This is a genomic window from Massilia sp. Se16.2.3 (assembly GCF_014171595.1).
Taxonomy (GTDB): domain Bacteria; phylum Pseudomonadota; class Gammaproteobacteria; order Burkholderiales; family Burkholderiaceae_D; genus Telluria.
On record NZ_CP050451.1, the window covers coordinates 4,282,616 to 4,302,892 of the forward strand.

Sequence of the window (20,277 nt, forward strand, 5' to 3'; positions counted from 1 at the left end):
TAAAAAGGAAATTTTTTACAGACTTTATTTTTAAACAGATTCAACGCGGAAAAACATGCGCGCAACGCTTGACAAACAAAACGGTCGAGTTGGCGTGGGAGAAACTTCAGGCCTGCTTCAGGACGATCATGCGGCCTGCGCGCGCGCGCAGCTGGCCGCAGCCGCCATCGACCTCCTGCCCGGCCGAATCGCGCAGCTTGGTCAGTACGCCGCGGCCATGCAGGTGGGCGGCGATCTCCCGCGCGCGCTCCCAGCTCGGGCGGCGGAAAGCGAGGCCATCGATCGTGTTGTAAGGGATCATGTTGAGGATGGCGTACTTGCCACGCAGGAGAGCGACGATATTGTCCAGCTCATCCTGGCCGTCGTTCACCCCTTCCAGCAGGGTCCACTGGTACTGGATCGGATACCCGGTCTGGCGCGCGTAGCGCTCGCCGAACGCAATCAGTTCCTGGGGCGACAGGCGCGGCGCACGCGGCAACAGTTCGGCGCGCAGTGCCGGCTTGGTGGTATGCAGGGACAAGGCCAGCGCCGGCTTCACGCGCCCGGCAAGCAGGCGCTCGAAGGCGCGCGGGTCGCCGACGGTCGAAAACACCAGGTTCTTGTGGGCGATATTGCCCTCGATGCCCAGCAGTTCGATGGCCTCGAGCACATTGTCGAGGTTATGGGCCGGTTCGCCCATGCCCATGAAAACCACTTTCCTCACGGGCCGCAGGCGCCGCGCCAGTACCCACGGGCGACGATCTCGCCGCTGGTCACTTGCCGCAGCAGCCCGTCGCGCCCGGTCATGCAGAACTGGCAGCCGACCGCGCAGCCCACCTGGCTCGAGACGCACACGCCATCGCGCGGCAGCAGCACGGTTTCGACCGCCTGCCCGTCGGCGAGGCCTACCAGCAACCGGGCCGAGCCGTCCGCAGCCGGATGCTCGCTGAGCACGCGCGCCAGATCAGCCAGTTCCAGGTCGAGCGCGGGCAAGGCCTCGCGCACCGCCTTCGGCAGGTAATCCGCGGGGCGGCGCCGGCCGCGATCGTGCGGCGCGCCCTGCACCCAGTCGCGCAGTACGCGCGCCCCGTGCTCCGGCAGCGCGCCCAGGCTTGCCAGCCGTGCGCGGATCGCCTCGATGCGCATGGACTGGCGACCTGCGTCAGTCGTTCTTGACGACGATGCTCGGGAACTTCGCCGACATGTCCTTTACGCGCTCGGCCACCTTGACCGCCACCTTGCGCGCGATCTCCTTGTAGACGGCGGCTACGGCGCCGTCTGGATCGGCGACCACGGTCGGGCGGCCGGAATCGGTCTGCTCGCGGATCGACATCGTCAGCGGCAGCGCGCCGAGGAAGTCGACGCCGAAATCCGCGCACATCTTCTCGCCGCCGCCGTGACCGAAGATCGCCTCGTTGTGGCCGCAGTGCGAGCAGATATGGGTGCTCATGTTCTCGACCACACCGATGATCGGAATGCCGACCTTCTCGAACATCTTGAGGCCCTTACGCGCGTCGAGCAGCGCGATGTCCTGCGGCGTGGTGACGATCACGGCGCCGGTAACCGGCACCTTTTGCGACAGGGTCAGCTGGATGTCGCCGGTGCCCGGCGGCATGTCGACGATCAGGTAATCGAGGTCGCGCCAGTTGGTTTGCTCGAGCAATTGCTGCAGCGCCTGGGTTACCATCGGGCCGCGCCAGACCATCGGCTCGTCCGGATCGATCATGAAGCCGATCGAGGACACTTGCACGCCATGGTTTTCCAGCGGCTCCATGGTCTTGCCGTCCAGGCTCTCCGGGCGTGCATTAATGCCGAGCATCATCGGCTGCGAGGGGCCGTAGATGTCCGCGTCGAGCACGCCGACACTGGCGCCCTCGGCGGCCAGGGCCAGGGCCAGGTTCACCGCCGTGGTCGACTTGCCGACGCCGCCCTTGCCGGAAGCGACCGCGATGATGTTCTTCACGTTCGGCATCACTTTCAGGCCGCGCTGCACCGCGTGCGAGACGATCTTGACCTGGACGCCGACGCTGACATTACCTACGCCGGGCAGCGCCTTGACCGCATTCACGGCGGCAGTGCGCAGCGAAGCGACCTGGCTTTTCGCCGGATAACCCAGCTCCAGGTCGAGGGCGACGTCTGGCCCCGTCACCTGGACGTTCTTGACCGATTTCGAGGACACGAAGTCCTTGCCCGTATTAGGATCGATGACCTTTGCCAGTGCGGCCTTGACGTCGTCTGCAGTGATGCTCATGTGTTTCTCCAATGTGATGGGCGCAGTGTAGCAAAAATTGACGAATCGGCTCTTGCCCGAATGGCAAATGCCGGTAAGCGCAGATAGGTTCTTGGAGCCATCCGCTGGTAAAATGTTTTTTTCATCTAACTCATAGCGTCGACCATGACCCGCAAGCTGTTCGTCACCACCGCCCTGCCCTACGCCAACGCCGCCTTCCACATCGGTCACATGATGGAGTACATCCAGGCCGATATCTGGGTCCGCTTCCAGCGAATGCAGCGCGACGGAGACAAAGAGCGCCAGGTGCACTTCGTCTGCGCCGACGATACCCACGGCACGCCGATCATGATCGCCGCCGAAAAGGAAGGCCTGAGCCCGCAGGAATTCGTCGCCAGGATCGCCGCCGGCCGCCCACAGTACCTGGACGGCTTCCACATTGCCTTCGACAACTGGTACTCGACCGATTCGCCGGAAAACGTGGAACTCTCGCAGGGCATCTACCGCAAACTGGTTGATGCCGGCCTGATCGTCACGAAAACCGTCGACCGCTTCTTCGACCCGGTCAAGGGCATGTTCCTGGCCGACCGCAACATCAAGGGCGAATGCCCGAAATGCCACGCCAAGGACCAGTACGGCGACAACTGCGAAGTCTGCGGCGCCGCCTACCAGCCCACCGAACTGGTCAACCCGTATTCCGTCTTCACCGGCTCGACCCCGGTCCTGAAGCCTTCCGAGCAGTACTTCTTCAAGCTGTCCGACCCGCGCTGCTTCCACTTCCTGAAGGAGTGGCTGAACACCCCGGGCCGCCTGCAGCCGGAAATGGTGAACAAAGTGTCGGAGTGGTTGGGCGAATCCGGCGAAAAGCTGGCCGACTGGGATATTTCCCGTGACGCACCCTATTTCGGCATCCCGATTCCGGACGCGCCGGGCAAGTTCTTTTATGTGTGGCTGGATGCGCCGGTCGGTTACCTGGCGTCGCTGAAGAACTATTTTGAAAAACAGGGCCTCGATTTCGACGCCTTCCTGAAAGACCCGAACGCGGAGCAGGTGCACTTCATCGGCAAGGACATCGTCTCCTTCCACCTGCTGTTCTGGCCCGCAATGCTGAACTTCTCGGGCCACCCGATCATCGACAAGCTGCGCGTCGCCGTCCACGGCCACCTGACGGTCAACAACGAAAAGATGTCGAAGTCGCGCGGCACCGGCATTTCGCCGCTGCGCTACCTGGAACTGGGCATGAACCCGGAGTGGCTGCGCTATTACCTGGCCTTCAAGCTGAACGCGAAAGTGGAAGACCTGGACTTCAATGGCGACGATTTCGTGGCCCGCGTAAATAGCGACCTGATCGGCAAGTACGTCAACATCGCCAGCCGCTGCGCCGGTTTCATCACCAAGAAATTCGACGGCAAGCTGGCCGCGAACCTGTCGGAGTCGGCCCGCGGCTGGATCGCAAAGGCCTTGACGGTCGACGGTGTGGAACGCCAGGCAGGCATCGCCACCGCTTTCGAGGCCCGCGAATATGGCCGGGCGCTGCGCGAGATCATGGAAATCGCCGACGTCACCAACCAGTTCGTCGACGAGAACAAGCCCTGGCTGCTGGCCAAGGACGAGACCAGGGTGGCGGAACTGCACGAAGTCTGCACCGTCGCCCTGATCCTGTTCCGCCAGCTGACGATCATGCTCTCGCCGGTGCTGCCGCAAGTGGCTGCGCGTGTCGCGGAATTCCTCGGCGACGCAGGCTTCAGCTGGGCCGACACCCAGGGCGAGGCCGTGACGGGCGCCATGCTCGGCCGCACGATCGGCGCCTACAGTCACCTGATGCAGCGCGTGGATGCCAAGATGGTCGAAAACCTGTTCGACAAGCCGGCTCCGGCGGGCCCTGCCGCCGTCGTGACCAGCGCCGGCCTGGCCGAAGCCGCCCTGGCCCCGGAGCAATCCGCGACCGAAGCGGCCGATATCGAAGAACTCGCACCCGAAATCTCGATCGACGACTTCACGAAGATCGACCTGCGCGTGGCCCGCATCGTCAACTGCGAACACGTCGAAGGCGCCGGCAAGCTGCTGCGCCTGACGCTGGACGTTGGCGAAGGCCGCCACCGCAACGTGTTCTCGGGCATCAAGTCGGCCTACAAGCCGGAAGACCTGGTCGGCAAGCTGACCGTGATGGTGGCCAACCTGGCGCCACGCAAGATGAAGTTCGGCGTTTCGGAGGGCATGGTGCTGTGCGCATCGAGCGCCGACGAGAAGGCGAACCCGGGCCTGTACCTGCTTGATCCGATGCCGGGCGCCACCCCGGGTATGCGTATCAGGTAAGCAAGACTTCGCAGGGTGCGCACGCCATTCGATGCCTGGCGCGCCCCGAAACCTGCCGCCACCGCCCCTCGATAGCGTTCCAGGGGCGCGCGGCGGCGTTATAATGCCGTTTTTTTGAAGAAACATCGCAGCCAGGAATGTCAGCGGATGTGTCGCACGCTCCCGGATGCTCCTTCAAACCCCTTGTTAGGCAGATAATAAATGACCGAATTGACTCCCCTCCGCCACATCCCTACCGCCAATGTCTTCCGCAAGGGCGACGTCTTCGTCCTGTTCGGCGAGCTGTTCGGCCGTGGCTATGTCAACGGCCTGATCGATGAGGCGCGCAAGTCGGGCATGACCATCGTCGGCATCACCGTCGGCCGCCGCGACGAGACCGGCGCCCTGCGCGCCCTGACTCTTGAAGAACACCAGGAAGCCGAGGAAAAGCTGGGCGGACGCATCATCAATGTGCCGCTGATGGCCGGTTTCGACATGGATGCGCCGGAGGGCGAGCAGAATCCAACGGAAATGCTCTCGGGTATCACCCTGAAGAGCTGGCAGGAAGACAAGCTGGACTGGGAAAAGATCGAGCGCTGCCGCGAAGCCGGCGTGCGCCGCTTCACCACCAACGCCGCCCAGGTGATGGGCGAGATCGACAAGCTGATCCCGGAAGGCGCGAACGTCTTCTTCGCCCACACGATGGCCGGTGGCATCCCGAAGATCAAGGCCTTCCTGGCCATTGCCAACCGCATCTACAAAGGCCGCGGCGACCGCTTCATGTCTTCGCGCGCCCTGTTGGAGAGCGACCTGGGCAAGCTGATCCTGATGAACTTCGACGAAGTCACCGCCAACACGCTGAAATACCTGATCGACGCCTCGAGCACGATCCGTGAACGCGTGACGAAAGCCGGCGGCGAAGTGCGCTACACGGCCTACGGCTACCACGGCACCGAGATCCTGATCGGCGGCAAGTACCAGTGGCAGACCTATACCAACTACACCCAGGGCTACGCCAAGATGCGCCTGGAAAGCGTGGCCCAGGCGGCCTGGAACCAGGGTATTGCCGCGACGGTCTTCAACTGCCCGGAAATCCGCACCAACTCGTCGGACATTTTCGTCGGCGTCGAACTGTCGCTGTTCCCCTTGCTCACCGCGCTCAAGCGCGAAGGCGGCGGAGAATGGGCTGAGAAACAATGGGCAATCTGCCAGGAGCTTTTAGGCGAAGGCACATCGCTGCAGTCGCTGCTCGACACCATCGAGAAATACAACAACGATGCGACCAGCGCCCACTTCCGCAATTTCGAAGCCTGGCCGATGGACAACACGCCCGAGCTGGCCGACGTGATGATCGGTACCTCGGAAGAGATCACCGCCCTGCACAAGGATCGCAAGGCCTTGATCACCGACCACCTGTCGGCCCTGGTGCTGGAAGGTGCCGGCCCGCTGATGTTCTATGGTGCATCCGAAAAGATTGCACCGGTTGTGTGGCTGAGCCACGACATCATCGCCCGTCAGCTCAACGCCCTGCATGCATAAACCTTGACGCCGGGACGGCTGGGCAGAACAATCTGCGTCGCCGTCCCGGCTTTACTTTTTCTTAGTCATTACAATGCCAAAATTCAGCGCTTACGTTTCCGACCACACCAAATTCATCGAGGAACTGAAGTCCAAAACGCCGGGCATGGAAGAGCGCCAGCAGGAAGGCCGTTCCCTGCTGTGGGACAAGGCCCCGATTTCGCTGGACGAACAGGAGCGCATCAAGCAATCGCGCCTGCGCCAGGGCGCCTATCCGTACCAGTCGAAGGTCTAAAGGACGGCAAGCATGCAGCCGGACCGGGCCGCGCAGGACGGGGCCGTGCAGGACGCGCCGGCTGATGCCGTGATCGACGATGCAGACCTGCCGGAGGACCAGGTGCCCGAGGGCGTGTCCGTTCCCGACTCCACTTCGCCCGACCTCGACGACATCGCCGCGGCAGCGATCGCGCGCCTGTATGGCGAGCCGCTGCTGCGCATGCCGAACGACCTGTACATTCCACCGGACGCGCTGGAAGTCTTCCTCGACGCCTTCGAAGGCCCGCTCGACCTGCTGCTGTACCTGATCCGCAAGCAGAACTTCAATATCCTCGATATTCCGATGGCGCAGGTGACCCTGCAATACCTGGAATATGTCGAGGAGATCCGGCGCAGCAACCTGGAGCTGGCGGCGGAATACCTGCTGATGGCGGCGATGCTGATCGAAATCAAATCGCGCATGCTGCTGCCGCGGCGCCAGGACGACCTCGTCGAGGATGTCGGCGACCCGCGTGCCGAACTCGTGCGCCGCCTGCTGGAATACGAGCAGATCAAGCTGGCCGCCCTGCAGCTGGGCGCCTTGCCGCAGGAAGGACGTGATTTCCAGCGCCCTTCGCTGCCCGTCGAGCAAGGCCTGGCGCCGCTGTTGCCCCAGGTCGAACCGCAGGATCTGCAGCGTGCCTGGCTGGACGTCGTGCGGCGCGCGCGCCTGACCCAGCACCACCGCATCGGACGCCAGGAATTGTCGGTGCGCGAGCACATGTCGGCCATCCTGCGCACGCTGCAGTCGCAACGCTTCGTCGAGTTCGGTGAACTCTTCGCCGGCCAGGGCTCGGTGCCGATCGTCGTCGTGCACTTCGTCGCCCTGCTCGAACTGGCCAAGGAAACGCTGGTTGAAATTACCCAGGCGGAACCGTTCGCACCGATTTACGTGAGGCTGGCATACTCGCCGGCATAAGCCCGCGCCTTGCCGCCTCCTCACCCTACCGTATCCATATCATGAAAATCATCTCGACCATTGACGAACTGCGCGACCAGCTGCGCGGCCAACTGCGCACCGCCTTCGTGCCGACGATGGGCAACCTGCACGAGGGCCACCTGTCGCTGATGCGCCTGGCGCGCAAGCATGGCGACCCCGTGGTCGCTTCGATCTTCGTCAACCGCCTGCAATTCGGTCCGAACGAGGACTTCGACAAGTACCCGCGTACCTTCCAGGCCGACGTCGAGAAACTGGAAAAGGAAGGCGTCTATGTGCTGTTCGCGCCGACCGAGCGCGACCTGTATCCGGAACCCCAGGAATACCGCGTGCAGCCGCCGGACACCCTCGGCAATACCCTCGAAGGCGAGTTCCGTCCAGGCTTCTTCAACGGCGTCTGCACGGTGGTGACGAAGCTGTTTTCCTGCGTGCAGCCGCGCGTGGCCGTGTTCGGCAAGAAGGATTACCAGCAGCTCATGATCGTCCGGAACATGGCGCGCCAGTTCGCCCTGCCGACCGAGATCATCGGCGCTGAAACCTGGCGCGCTGAAGACGGCCTGGCGCTGTCGTCGCGCAACATGTACCTGTCTCCCGAAGAACGCGCCGAGGCGCCGGCCCTGTACCAGGCGCTGAACTTCGTCGCCAATGAGATGCGCAACGGCCACCTCGACATCTTCTCGGTCGAGCGCGACGCCATGGCCCAGCTGGCCGCGCGCGGCTGGAAGCCGGACTATATTTCGATACGCAAGCGCGCCGACCTGCAAGCGCCGAACGCCGGCGACCTCGCCCAGGGCGCGCCGCTGGTGGTGCTGGCGGCGGCCAAGCTTGGTACCACGCGCCTGATCGACAACCTGGAAATCTGAGGCCGCGCCGACGAAGCAGCGTACCATTTTGCAAATAGGAATTAACGTTTTGCAACACCCGGCCCGGCGGTTTATACTAGGAGCGCCTAACATAACCGTCAGGGCAAGGGATGCGGCCACCCGACGCGGCGACGAAGACAGTACAACTGTACGGCAGGGAGCCGCAAGGCGGCTATGGCGGTCATGTTAGGCGCTCTCAGGCTATTGCTGCAAGGACCTCCTCCGTGACCGACATTTCCTCCCGCCCGCCCCGCAAGGGTCCGCCCCGTGCCACCGACCTGATCGCGCGCATCGCCGCCAGCGCTCCGGCACACGAGATGCGCGATCCTTATGACATCGGCGAGACCCTGTCGACGCTCGCCGGCACCGGCGAGCCGCTGACGATCTACCCGGCCGGGCTGGCCGAGCCGCTGTTGTGCCGCGTCGAGTCCGTGCATCCGGAAGACCCGCATTTCACGCTGGACATCGCCGATGGCGCCGTCATTCCTCCAGGCCGGGCGAGTTTCGTGGCTGCCCTCGCCGGCAACGCCAAGCTGCAGTTCGACCTCGAGGGCGACTGGGCCGCCCTGCCCGGCCAGCCCAACCTGGTGCCGGCCGTATTCCCCGACACCTGCCTGGTGCTCAACCGGCGCGCCTCGCCCCGTCTGGATACGCCGGTCAACGGCAGCTATGCGGCAAGCTTCACCCTGCTCAACAAACAGTTCGAACTGCCCCTGTGCGATTACTCGACAAGCGGCGTTGGCCTGCGTGCCACGCCCGACCAGGCGGCCGAGCTGTACCTGGGCAGGAAGCTGCGCAGCGTGCGCCTGCAGCTGGGACCGGCATTGACGATTGTCGCCGACCTGGAAATCCGCCTGCTACGCCCTTTCCGCAGCTTCCTGCTGGGCGAGCAGGTGCAGGTCGGCTGCGCCATCAGCAATATCGAGATGCAGATGCAGCAGACGCTGGAGCGCCTGGTGACCTCGAATCGGGGACGGCCCGCGGCTTGAGAAGAGCGCAGCCGCGGAGGCTGCTTCGCGAGAACCGTAGGGTGGAGTCCCGGCTCCACGTCGTCGGACGCAGGAAGGCTGCGCGGTGCGCAGGATGAGAGTGCGCGCGTTCCGGTCGGGTCTCAGATCTCGAACCGCTGACCTTGCACCGCGTGGCGTCATTGAAGCCGGGGCTTCAATGACGACTCCACCCTACGATTCGTGGCCCTGCATGCGCGATGTGAACGCATGGGGTCATTCAGTAGCCGTAGGGTGGGCTCTTGAGCCCACGCTGTCGTACTGCTGCATACCTCGGAAAACGCAAACATCCGACATGCAAGCGCTTCGGGTGATGCGTCGTATTTCGAACCGCGTACGTTGCACCGCGTGGGCTCAAGAGCCCACCCTACGATTCCTGGCTGCCCATGCGTGGGTTGAACGCGTAAGGCCATTCAGGCTGGGGGCCTGATGACAAGCCTTCCATCCTACGCCGTGACCGCCTGGGCCCAGGCCAGCGCCGACAGGTGCGCCTTGTTGACGTCGAGCGGGCTGAGCTCGAGCGAACCGGCCAGCGAACCGACCAGGTGCGAACTCAGTTCGCAGGCTTCCGCCAGCGCCAGGTATTGGCCGTACTTGCCTTCACGGCGCAGCAGCGCGTGCACGACCTCGGTCGGCAGCGGGATGGTGTCGAGCACTTCCTGCATCGGCAGGCCAAGCAGGCGGTCGAGCAGCGAAAACATGCCTGCCACGAACAGGTTCTCGCCCTCGCCCTTGCCCAGCGCGGCCTGGCCCAGCAGTTCGGTCAGGCGGCCGCGTACCACCGCCGTTTCCATCAGCACCGGCGAATAGCCGCTGGTGCTGGCGCTGGCAAGCAGCAGGGTCAGCCAGCGGTACAGCGGCGCATAGCCCATCAGGCTGATCGCCTGGCGGATCGACTGCACTTCGCGCCCGGCACCGAAGCCGGCCGAGTTGATGTTCCTGAGCAGCTTGTAAGTAAGCGCCGGGTCGCGCTTCAACACGCTTTCCAGCTTCGGGATGTCTTCGTTGTTCTGCACCATCTGCATCAGCTGCAGGATGACGGTCTGGGTCGGGTTCAGGCCCTTCACCGGGTTGCCGGGACGCGGGGTCAGGTGCAGCTTGCCCACGAACGCGTCCAGGCCCAGCGCCGCAGAGGCATCGTAGTCGACCCAGTTCGTCACCGGCCGGCCGACCATGCGCAGCGAAGACTGCCGGGCGGCTGCGCGTAGGTGCGCGCCTGGGCGCCGACGTCCACGCCCGAGAAGCGCATTTCGATGTGCGAGGCGTAGGGCGCGAGCGCCGGGGTGAGGTGCTTGACCTCGAGACCGCGGATCGAGACGCCGACGCCGCCGGCCCGCACCGCCTGCACGGCGGCGCGCGTGTCCGGATCCATCAGGTGGCGCGCCTGCAGGCTCAGCACGGTGCGCTCGGGCGGCAAGGCAAACAGGGCGTCGGTCGAGAGCATCGCCGGCACGGCATCGAGGAAGAGCAGCTTGTCGCGCAGCAGCCAGCCGTCCTCGTCGTCATTGAAATGCTCGGCCACGAAGCCGACGAGGGCTTCGAGGTCGGCGTCCGTTACTGCCCCTTCGCCGTGCTTCCACAGCAATTCGTAACCGATGACACGCTGCGCAGGATCGAGCAGCGGTTCGCGCACAATAAAGTTGGTGTGATGCATGGATCAGTCGCGGAAGTTTAGCAATGAGGTAGCAATGCGGGAGTGAAAACGGCGGCACTGCCGCCGTCCTCAGAAACCCAGGCTGTCGAGCAGGTCGTCGACCTGGCCCTGGTTGGCCACCACCTCGACGTTGCCCTCGGGCTTGATCTGGGGGCCGTTCAGGAGACCGTTATCGAGCTCGCGCTTGATTTCGCTCGGCGCGAAATCGATCAGCACCTGCACCAGCTGCTTTTCCAGGTCCTGGGCGATCGAGGTGATCTTGCCGATCACCTGGCCGGTCAGGTCCTGGAAGTCCTGGGCCAGCATGATGTTCATCAGCTCGGAGCGGGTGGCAGCCGCGGCGCGCTCGTTCTCGCGCATGACGGCGATGCTGCGCTCGGCCAGGGCGCGCCAGGCGCCGTCGCCGGCACCCCTGCTCCCCGCCGTCGAGCAGCGCCTGCCAGGATGCACGCAGCTCGGCGCTGCGGCTCTCGATGGCGTCCTGCAGCGGGCTTGCCGTATCGGTGGCGTCGAGCACGCGCTTGGCGGCCTGCTCCGACAGGCGTGCCACGTAGTCGAGGCGATCGCGTGCGTCGGGAATGTCGCTGGCGGCTTTCTCGACCAGCTTGTCAAGGCCCAGGCCGCGCAGGCTGTCGTGCAGCGTGCGCGTCATGTGGCCGACCCGGATCAGGACTTCGTCATGCGAAGCCTGATCGGCGATAGGCTCGACCATGCTCAGGCCTTTTCCATTTTCTCGAAGATCTTGTTCAGCTTCTCGTCGAGGGTGGCCGCGGTGAACGGCTTGACGACGTAACCGCTGGCGCCGGCCTGGGCCGCCGCGATGATGTTTTCCTTCTTCGCTTCCGCGGTCACCATCAGCACCGGCAGCTTGGCCAGCGCGGGATCGGCACGGATGTTCTGCAGCATGGTCAGCCCGTCCATGTTGGGCATGTTCCAGTCGGAGACCACGAAGTCGAACTGCTCGCTGCGCAGCTTTGCCAGGCCCTGGACGCCGTCCTCCGCTTCGTCGACGTTCGCGTAACCCAGTTCTTTCAACAGATTCTTGACGATGCGGCGCATCGTCGAGAAATCGTCAACAACCAGGAAACGCATCTTTGGATCAGCCATGAAATACTCCGTTGATTCTTCTACTAATGGTTAGTGTGGCTTGAGTCGCTGCAACAAGCAACCTCAAGAATAGCATTTTTGTTGCCGTACGGCGATAAAACAGGCCGAAAAGGGCGTAATCCGGATCAAACGCGCAACGCTCGTCCGCCGTGGGCGGCCAGGTGACCCAGCACCATAGCCGGCAAGGCGGTCAAGGCGCCGACTTCGTGGGCGCCGCCCAGGGCAATGGCCTCGCGCGGCATGCCGAACACGACGCACGAGGCCTCGTCCTGGGCAAAATTGTGCGCGCCCGCGTTCTTCATTTCAAGCATACCAGCAGCGCCGTCTTTACCCATGCCCGTCAGGATCACGCCGACCGCGTTCTTGCCGGCGGCCACGGCCGCGGAGCGGAACAGCACGTCCACCGACGGACGGTGGCGGTTGACCGGGTCGGTCTGCTCGATCCTGGTCATGTAGTTGGCACCGGAACGCACCAGCAGCAGGTGCGAGTGGCCGGGGGCGATATACGCGTGGCCAGGCAGCACCCGTTCGTTGCCCTGCGACTCGACGACGCTGATCTTGCACAGCGAATCGAGGCGTTTGGCGAACGAGGAAGTAAAGCCTTCCGGCATGTGCTGGGCGATCAGGATGCCCGGGCAGTCCGAGGGCATCTGCATCAGGAATTCGCGGATGGCCTCGGTGCCGCCGGTCGAGGCGCCGATGATGATCAGCTTTTCCGACGAAGTCAGCGGACTGCGCAGCGCCGGCAAGGCCGTCGTCTGCCCGCTCGCCTGCAGCGTGCGCGCCTTGACGCGGGCACGGCTGGCCGCCCGGATCTTGTCGGTGATGAGTTCGGTGTACTCGCGCATGCCGGACTGGATCGAGATCTTCGGCTTGGTGACGAAATCGACCGCGCCCAGTTCCAGCGCGCGCATCGTGATTTCCGAGCCGCGCTCGGTCAGGCTCGACACCATCAGCACCGGCATCGGGCGCAGGCGCATCAGCTTTTCGAGGAAATCGAGGCCGTCCATCTTCGGCATCTCGACATCGAGCGTGAGCACGTCGGGGTTGGTTTTCTTGATCAGGTCGCGCGCGACGAGGGGATCGGGCGCCGTGCCCACCACTTCCATGTCGGGCTGCGAGTTGACGATCTCGCTCATCACGCTGCGAATCAGGGCCGAGTCGTCGACGATCAGGACCTTGGTTTTCATTCGTAATCCTTCAGACAGGTCAGAACAAATCGATATCGCCGCCCACGGGCTCGACCTTGAGCCGCTTGGCGTAGTCGAGCTCGCGCTTGGCCAGCGTATCGTTCTGGGTTTGCATCAGTTTTTTGACCAGCACCTTGCCCGTGCGCGGGAAGAAATACACCTTGCGCGGGTGGATGTCGTTCAGGTCTTCGGCCAGCACGGGAATGCGCTCGGTCTTGAGGAAACTGGTGACGAAAGCGGCATTGCGTTCGCCGACGTTCATCGCCGTGAAGCCGCGCAGCACGGCGCCGCCGCCGAACACCTTCGCTTCCAGGTTCTCGCGGCGGGCGCCCGCTTTCAACAGGTCGTTGATCAGCACTTCCATCGCGAAAGTGCCGTAGCGCATCGACGCCGAGACCGGGCTGCTGCCGTCGCCGCTGTCGGGCAGCATGAAGTGGTTCATGCCGCCCAGGCCGCTGATGCGGTCGCGGATGCAGGCCGACACGCAGGAACCGAGCACGGTCACGATCAGCATGTTCTTCGCGGTGTAGTAATACTCGCCCGGCAAGATCTTGGCCGCATCGACATCGAAGGTGCGGTCATAGTAGACATTGGTGGCGAACTGGCTGTTCATGGATTTTCCTGTGGTGCGCGTCGGGTGCGATCTGCGGGTGCGTCAGGCGCGACGATCGCTGAGTTCGTAGACGGTCTTGCCGCGCAGGCGCAGCGCATTCGACACGTACAGGAAGTTTTCGGAGTGGCCGGCAAAGAGCAGCGCATGCGGCTTCATCAGGGGCACGAAGCGGGACAGGATCTGGCGCTGGGTGTTCTTGTCGAAGTAGATCATCACGTTGCGGCAGAAGATGGCGTCGAACTGTCCGCTCACGGGCCAGTTGTCACTCAGCAAATTGAGCTGGCGGAAGCTGACCAGCTGGCGCAATTCCTGGCGCACGCGCACCATGCCTTCGTGCCGGCCCTTGCCGCGCAAGAAAAAGCGCTTCAGGCGCTCTTCCGACATCTTTTCCACCCGGTCCAGGCCATACACGCCTTCGCCCGCCGTGGCCAGGACGTTGGTATCGATGTCGGTGGCGACGATCTGCACCGGCGGCGTGAGGGTATTGAAGGCCTCGCACAGCGTCATCGCGATCGAATACGGCTCTTCGCCCGTCGAACTGGCCGAGCACCAGATGGTCAAAGGGCCCGGCTCGCGTCCTCGCAGGGCCAGCACGTGCTCGGCCAGCAGCGGGAAGTGATGGGCTTCGCGGAAGAACGAGGTCAGGTTGGTGGTGAGCGCATTGGTGAACGCTTCCCACTCTTCCTTCATGCGCCCCGCTTCCAGGTCGTCGAGGTATTTCGCGAACGACACGATGCCGGTGGCGCGCAGGCGCCGCGCCAGGCGGCTGTAGACCATTTCCTGCTTGCTATCGGCCAGCGAGATGCCGGCCTGGCGGTAGATCAAGGCGCGCACGCGCTCGAAGTCGGCGCGCGTGAAATCAAATTCCTTGACGGTGTCGGATTTATGTAACGGCACGTTGCCTTAACCTTGAAGTCTTTGCCGGCGAGCCGGGTTCCATTGCTCGGTGCCGTTCGACTTACGCCGCGAGCTTGTTATCGATCAAACCCATTTCGGCGGACGACATCAGGCGGTCGATGTCGACCAGGATCAGCATGCGCTCATCCACCGTACCCAGGCCGATCAGGTAATCGTTGCTGAAGGCGGTGCCCATGTCAGGGGCCGGCTTGATCTGGTCCGGGGTGAGCGTGGTCACGTCCGACACGCTGTCGACCACCATGCCCATCACGCGCCCGCCGATGTTCAGGATGATCACGACCGTGAACTGGTCGTAGGTCGGGGTGCCGAGCTTGAACTTGATGCGCATGTCCACCACGGGAATGATGATGCCGCGCAGGTTGATCACGCCCTTGATGAATTCCGGCGCATTGGCGATGCGGGTGACGGCTTCGTAGCCGCGGATTTCCTGCACTTTCAGGATATCGATCCCGTATTCTTCCGAACCGAGCGTGAAGGCCAGGTATTCGCTGCCGGCGCCGTCGTGGGCGATCGTCTGGGTAATGGACATGATGCTTTCCTTGTTGTAATTCAAATGGAGGCCACTGCCTCGTCGGCCAGTTGGCGCGACGAGCGGACCAGGGCCGCCACGTCGAGGATCAGGGAGACGCCGCCGTCGCCCAGGATGGTGGCGCCGGAAATGCCCGCCACCTTGCGGTAGTTCGCTTCCAGGTTCTTCACCACCACATGCTGCTGGCCGACCAGGTCGTCGATCAGGAGCGCCGCGCGCTTGCCTTCGGACTCGAGGATGACGACGATGCCGTCGGCCGGCTCGAGCGACTGCGGTTCGATGCCGAAGAAGGCATGCAGCTTGAGCAGCGGCAGGTATTCGCCGCGCACCTTCAGCACCTGCCCGCGGCCGGCGATGTCGCGGATGTCTTCGCGGCGCGGCTGCAGCGACTCGACCACATACCCCAATGGAAGGATATAGATTTCTTCGCCGCAGCGGATGGTCATGCCATCCAAAATGGCCAGGGTCAGCGGCAGCGAGATCGAAATCGTGGTGCCGAAGCCACGCGCGGAGCGGATATCGACCGAACCGCCCATGGCCGTGATGTTACGTTTGACAACATCCATGCCGACGCCGCGGCCGGACACGTCGGTCACCACATCGGCCGTCGAGAAGCCCGGCGCGAAGATCAGCTGCCAGACTTCGGTGTCGCTCATGCTGCTTGATACGGCAAGCCCGTTCTGGGCCGCCTTGGCCAGGATGCGTTCGCGGTTCAGGCCGCCGCCATCGTCGGCCACTTCGATGACGATGTTGCCGCCCTGGTGGCCGGCCGACAGGAACAGGCGCCCCGCTTCCGACTTGCCGGCGGCAGCCCGTGCTTCCGGCATCTCGATGCCGTGGTCGATGCTGTTACGCACCAGGTGGGTGAGCGGATCGACGATGCGCTCGATCAGGCCCTTGTCGAGCTCGGTCGCGGCGCCGTGGGTGATGAAGTCGACCTTCTTGCCGAGTTTACCGGCGAGGTCGCGCACCATGCGCGGGAAGCGCGAGAACACGAAGTCCATCGGCATCATGCGGATCGACATCACCGCTTCCTGCAGTTCGCGGGTATTGCGGGTCAGCTGGGACACCGAGGACAGCAGGCGCTCGTGCAGCATCGGGTCGAGATTGCTGGAACGCTGCTCGATCATCGCCTGCGTGATGACGAGTTCGCCGATCAGGTTGATCAGCTGGTCGACCTTTTCGACCGAGACGCGGATCGACGACGATTCGGCGCCCTTCTCGTCTTTCTTGGCAGCCTTTTTCTCGACTTCCTGGAGCTCGGCGGCGACGGCGACGGCCTTGACGGCGGGCGGGCTCGTTTGCGCCATCGCACGGATCTGCTCGATCGGCTGGAAGAAGCCGTAGCCGCGCTCGTCGTCCGACGGCTCGGCGCTGGCGGGCGCGATCTCGTCGGCCGGGTCGAAGAAGCCGTAGCCCTGCTCGTCCTCGATGCGGGCGCGTTCCGCCGCTTCCAGCGCACGCTGCTCGGGCGTGAGGGGCGGCGCCTCGAAGATCTTCAGGTCTTCCGGGTCGAGCACGAACGAGCAGATGGCGATGATGTCGTCCAGGCTCTCGTGGGTGGTGATGACGAGCGCGGTGCGGCCGCCGTCGAGCGGGGTGACGGAGACCCGGCCCATCAGGCCGAGTTCGTCCACCAGCGCGTTGATGTCGCGCTGTTCGACGTTCGGCAGTTCGATCTTGAAGCGGCGCGCGCCTTCGCCCGTCTGCGCCTTCGGCTCGGCGTGCAGGAAGGACGGGGCAACGATGGAGGCCGCCGGCACCAGGCCTTCGGACAGGTCGTGCAGCATCATGCGCACGTTGGCGACCGTGTCCTGGTCGACGGCGGCGCCATTGCGGTGGCCGTCGAGCTGCATCTTGAGCGTGTCCTTGGCCGCCAGGAAGGCGTCCACGTGCTGGCTCGTCAGGGCCATCTCGCCCTTGCGGATGCGGTCGAGCAGGCTTTCGAGCACGTGCGTGACTTCGCTCATGTCGGTGATACCGAAGGTCGAGGCCCCGCCCTTGACCGAGTGCGCGGTGCGGAAAATCGCGTTCAGGTCCTCGGCATCGGGCGCACCGACGTCGACGCCGAGCAGCAGCCGCTCCATTTCGGCGAGCAGCTCTTCGGCCTCGTCGAAAAAGACCTGGTAAAACTGGCTGATGTCGATCGTCATGGTGAAATCCTGCGCATATTCCCGAGCATGTGCTGCTGCATCATCGCAATCAGCCGATCACTTTCTTGACGACTTCGATCAGGCGCTGCGGATCGAAAGGCTTGACCAGCCAGCCGTTGGCACCGGCCGCGCGGCCCTTCGATTTCATTTCGTCGGACGATTCGGTGGTGAGCATCAGGATCGGCACCTTCTGGTACTCGGGCAGGCCGCGCAGATGCTTGATCAGCGACAGGCCATCCATGCGCGGCATGTTCTGGTCGGTCAGCACCAGGTCGACGACCTGGTTCTTCGCCTTGTCGAGGCCATCCTGGCCATCGACGGCTTCGACCACCTGGTAACCGGCGGCTTTCAGGCTGAACGCCACCATCTGGCGCAGCGAGCTCGAATCGTCGACCGCGAGAATTGTTTTAGCCATGTTGTGCTCCTGCTGTTTTCTTGGGTTAGAGGGTGAACGAACTGTCAGAACAGTTCGATGTCGCCGCTTTCGAGATGCTGTTGTTCGACCGACTTGCGCAGCACGCTGCGCAGCTCGAGGGACTGGATCGCCAGCGCCATGCTGACCTTGCCCAGGCGCTCGACGATTTCCTCGCTGCATGTTTCGGGCCGGATGTCGGCATTGTGCTCGTCCAGGGTGCCGAGGAAGTCGCGCAGGCCGGCCACGCGCTTGAGCGTACGCTCAATCAGCTGGCTCGTCATGTCCTGGAACTGCATGCTCGTAATGGCCGTGTTGACGTGGGTGCCGATCTCGCTTGATGTCGCCGCCAGCGCGGCGCTGTCTTCGGCGGAGAGGGTGCCGCTGGCGAGCAGGCGGTCGATCGTCTCCTGGCGCGCACCGACGGCGCCATGGATGGCCAGGAAGCTGGCCGTCAGTTTTTCGACCGCTTCTTCGAGCAGCAATTCCGTCTGCAGCAGGTCGGTCTCGACCTCGCTCAGGTGGCGCCGCCCGTGCGTGGAGACGCCCGACAGCAGGCGCTTCACGTGCGATCCCAAAATCTTTTTTCTTGTCATGATCATCTCCAGGCCTCTTCCGGCTTTACTTCGCCGCCGCGGTCATCGCCGCCGCCGCCTTCGGATCGGCCTTGACATCGTTCGCGGGTACGTCGAGCGTGGCGGCGTCGCGCATGACCGCTTCTTCGGTACGCTTGTTCATGACGATGATGCTGATGCGCCGGTTGATCGGGTTGAACGGGTCGGCGCGGTCGAGCGGCGCGGCCGCGGCCAGTCCCACCACGCGCAGGATCTTGTCGTCGGACAGGCCGCCCACCACCAATGCGCGGCGCGAGGCGTTGGCACGGTCGGCCGACAGTTCCCAGTTGCTGTAGCCGGCATCGCTGAAATACGGCGTCGAATCGGTGTGGCCGGACAGGCCGATGCGGTTCGGCACATCGTTCAGCACCAGGCCCAGCACGTGCAGGATGTCGCTCGTGTAGGGCTGCAGCGTGGCTTTGGCCAACGCGAACATCGGACGGTTCTGCTCGTCCACGATCTGGATGCGCAGGCCTTCGCTGGTGATGTCGAGCAGCAGCTGGTTCTGGTATTTCTTCAGCAGCGGATTGGCTTCGATGACCGATTCGATCTTCGCCTTCAGCGCGGCCAGGCGCTCGCCCTCGGCGCGTTCCAGCACTTCCTTGGCGTCGTTCAGGTCGTAGGTCTTGTGGTTGGTCTGGGTGTCGCCTTTCTTCACCTGGCCGTTGCGGCGCGTCAGGTCCTCGCCGCCGCCCTTGATCACCGACGAGCTGTCGCCCGAGCCGGAACCGCCCGACATCGCCACTTTCAGCGGGTTCTTGAAGAATTCCGAGATACCGTCGAGGTCGCCCTTGGAGGTCGAACCAAGCAGCCACATCAACAGGAAGAAGGCCATCATCGCCGTCACGAAGTCGGCGTAGGCAATCTTCCAGGCGCCGCCATGATGCCCGCCAGCGGTCTTCTTGATCCGCTTGACGATAATCGGGCGCATTCCTTCATCGGCCATGGTGTTTCCGTGCAGTCAGGTTGAGTCGTCGAAAAGGCGTACGGGCGGCGAGCAGCGCTTGCTTACTTGCTCTTCGACTTCTTGATGTGCTCTTCGAGCTCAGCGAAGCTCGGGCGCTCGGTCGAGTACAGCACCTTGCGGCCGAATTCCACGGCCAGCGCCGGCGCATAGCCGTTCAGGCTGGCGAGCAGCGTGACTTTCACGCACTGGAACATCTTGCTCGATTCCTCGAGCTTCTGCTCGAGCAGGTTCGCCAGCGGACCGACGAAGCCGTAGGCCAGCAGGATGCCGAGGAAGGTACCGACCAGCGCCTTGGCGATCAGGATACCGAGTTCCGCCGGCGGGATGCCGACCGATTCCATGGTGTGCACCACACCCATCACCGCCGCCACGATACCGAAGGCCGGCAGGCCGTCGCCGAGCTTGGCGATCACGTGGGCCGGCACGGCACCCTCGTGGTGGTGGGTCTCGATCTCGTTGTCCATCAGGTTTTCGATCTGGAAGGCGTCCATGTTGCCCGACACCATCAGGCGCAGGTAGTCGGCCATGAATTCGATGATGTGGTGGTCGGCCAGCACGAGCGGATACTTCGAGAACAGCGGGCTCGCTTCCGGCGACTCGATGTCGCCTTCGATCGACATCAGGCCTTCCTTGCGCACTTTCGAGAGCACGTCGAACTGCAGCGACATGAGTTCCATGTACATCTCTTTGGTGTACTGCGATCCCTTGAGCACGGTCGGCAGCGCCTTCATGGTCGCCTTGATCGCCTTGTTGTTGTTACCGACAAAGAAGGCACCGAGGGCCGCGCCACCGATCATCAGGAGCTCGATCGGCTGGAACAGCACGGCCGCATGGCCGCCGGCCATGACGAAGCCGCCGAAGACGGAAGCGCAAACGATGACGTAACCGATAATGACTAACAAGACACAGCTCCAGAAGGCGGCCCGCCAGGCCTGAGGTAAGGTATGTTCCGAGACTAGTCGTCTCGGAAAAGTTT

Annotated in this window: 17 protein-coding genes and 3 pseudogenes; 6 read left to right on the forward strand and 14 right to left on the reverse strand. The window is 63.6% G+C overall.

Annotation, left to right across the window (positions count from 1 at the left end):
- Positions 1–106: 106 nt before the first annotated feature.
- Together G4G31_RS19515 and apbC are read right to left on the reverse strand one after the other, a co-directional pair.
- Positions 107–1,125: pseudogene (locus G4G31_RS19515) on the reverse strand (RNA methyltransferase).
- Positions 1,126–1,141: 16 nt separating this feature from the next.
- Positions 1,142–2,230 carry an iron-sulfur cluster carrier protein ApbC gene (apbC, locus tag G4G31_RS19520; RefSeq protein ID WP_182989009.1) on the reverse strand — a complete coding sequence of 363 codons (1,089 nt, stop codon included), beginning with the start codon at positions 2,228–2,230 and terminating at the stop codon, positions 1,142–1,144.
- 144 nt (positions 2,231–2,374) lie between these two features.
- Here apbC and metG point away from each other — a divergent pair, with 144 nt between their 5' ends.
- The 6 genes from metG to G4G31_RS19550 all read left to right on the forward strand — a co-directional run bounded on the left by metG (position 2,375) and on the right by G4G31_RS19550 (position 9,126).
- On the forward strand, positions 2,375–4,525 hold the full coding sequence (gene metG, locus G4G31_RS19525; protein ID WP_182989010.1) for a methionine--tRNA ligase: 2,151 nt from the start codon (positions 2,375–2,377) through the stop codon (positions 4,523–4,525).
- A gap of 201 nt (positions 4,526–4,726) precedes the next feature.
- A complete protein-coding gene (locus tag G4G31_RS19530; RefSeq protein ID WP_182989011.1) occupies positions 4,727–6,043 on the forward strand; it encodes a hypothetical protein in 1,317 nt (438 codons plus the stop codon).
- 73 nt (positions 6,044–6,116) lie between these two features.
- Positions 6,117–6,317, forward strand: coding sequence for a DUF3460 family protein (locus G4G31_RS19535; protein WP_182989012.1), 201 nt, complete (start codon positions 6,117–6,119; stop codon positions 6,315–6,317).
- Positions 6,318–6,329: 12 nt separating this feature from the next.
- The gene (locus G4G31_RS19540) at positions 6,330–7,256 is read left to right on the forward strand and encodes a ScpA family protein (protein WP_182989013.1); all 927 of its coding nucleotides are present in this window, start codon (positions 6,330–6,332) and stop codon (positions 7,254–7,256) included.
- Positions 7,257–7,297: 41 nt separating this feature from the next.
- Positions 7,298–8,137 (forward strand): pantoate--beta-alanine ligase, encoded by an 840-nt coding sequence (gene panC, locus G4G31_RS19545; RefSeq protein WP_182989014.1) that lies wholly within the window; start codon positions 7,298–7,300, stop codon positions 8,135–8,137.
- A 224-nt stretch (positions 8,138–8,361) separates the two neighbouring features.
- Complete coding sequence (locus G4G31_RS19550; RefSeq protein WP_229425127.1) at positions 8,362–9,126, forward strand: PilZ domain-containing protein; 765 nt, start codon at positions 8,362–8,364, stop codon at positions 9,124–9,126.
- 464 nt (positions 9,127–9,590) lie between these two features.
- Here G4G31_RS19550 and G4G31_RS19555 read toward each other — a convergent pair.
- From G4G31_RS19555 to motA, 12 genes and pseudogenes are all read right to left on the reverse strand, one after another.
- Positions 9,591–10,798: pseudogene (locus tag G4G31_RS19555) on the reverse strand (EAL and HDOD domain-containing protein).
- Between the two features lie 69 nt (positions 10,799–10,867).
- Positions 10,868–11,510, reverse strand: a pseudogene (gene cheZ / locus G4G31_RS29460) (protein phosphatase CheZ).
- Between the two features lie 2 nt (positions 11,511–11,512).
- Complete coding sequence (gene cheY, locus G4G31_RS19565) at positions 11,513–11,905, reverse strand: chemotaxis response regulator CheY (protein ID WP_182989015.1); 393 nt, start codon at positions 11,903–11,905, stop codon at positions 11,513–11,515.
- Between the two features lie 125 nt (positions 11,906–12,030).
- Entirely contained in the window at positions 12,031–13,095 is a 1,065-nt protein-coding gene (locus tag G4G31_RS19570) for a chemotaxis response regulator protein-glutamate methylesterase (RefSeq protein ID WP_182989016.1), read from the reverse strand.
- A gap of 19 nt (positions 13,096–13,114) precedes the next feature.
- The gene (gene cheD, locus G4G31_RS19575) at positions 13,115–13,708 is read right to left on the reverse strand and encodes a chemoreceptor glutamine deamidase CheD (protein ID WP_182989017.1); all 594 of its coding nucleotides are present in this window, start codon (positions 13,706–13,708) and stop codon (positions 13,115–13,117) included.
- Between the two features lie 42 nt (positions 13,709–13,750).
- Positions 13,751–14,605: a CheR family methyltransferase gene (locus G4G31_RS19580; RefSeq protein ID WP_182989018.1), complete on the reverse strand. Its 855-nt coding sequence runs from the start codon at positions 14,603–14,605 to the stop codon at positions 13,751–13,753.
- A gap of 61 nt (positions 14,606–14,666) precedes the next feature.
- Positions 14,667–15,155 (reverse strand): chemotaxis protein CheW, encoded by a 489-nt coding sequence (locus G4G31_RS19585; protein ID WP_182989019.1) that lies wholly within the window; start codon positions 15,153–15,155, stop codon positions 14,667–14,669.
- A gap of 20 nt (positions 15,156–15,175) precedes the next feature.
- Positions 15,176–17,308, reverse strand: coding sequence for a chemotaxis protein CheA (gene cheA, locus G4G31_RS19590; protein ID WP_182989020.1), 2,133 nt, complete (start codon positions 17,306–17,308; stop codon positions 15,176–15,178).
- Positions 17,309–17,357: 49 nt separating this feature from the next.
- Complete coding sequence (locus tag G4G31_RS19595) at positions 17,358–17,723, reverse strand: response regulator (protein WP_136218645.1); 366 nt, start codon at positions 17,721–17,723, stop codon at positions 17,358–17,360.
- Between the two features lie 44 nt (positions 17,724–17,767).
- Positions 17,768–18,316: a chemotaxis protein gene (locus G4G31_RS19600; RefSeq protein ID WP_182989021.1), complete on the reverse strand. Its 549-nt coding sequence runs from the start codon at positions 18,314–18,316 to the stop codon at positions 17,768–17,770.
- Positions 18,317–18,341: 25 nt separating this feature from the next.
- Positions 18,342–19,280 (reverse strand): flagellar motor protein MotB, encoded by a 939-nt coding sequence (gene motB / locus G4G31_RS19605; RefSeq protein WP_182989022.1) that lies wholly within the window; start codon positions 19,278–19,280, stop codon positions 18,342–18,344.
- 62 nt (positions 19,281–19,342) lie between these two features.
- On the reverse strand, positions 19,343–20,203 hold the full coding sequence (motA, locus tag G4G31_RS19610; protein ID WP_182989023.1) for a flagellar motor stator protein MotA: 861 nt from the start codon (positions 20,201–20,203) through the stop codon (positions 19,343–19,345).
- Positions 20,204–20,277: the final 74 nt, after the last annotated feature.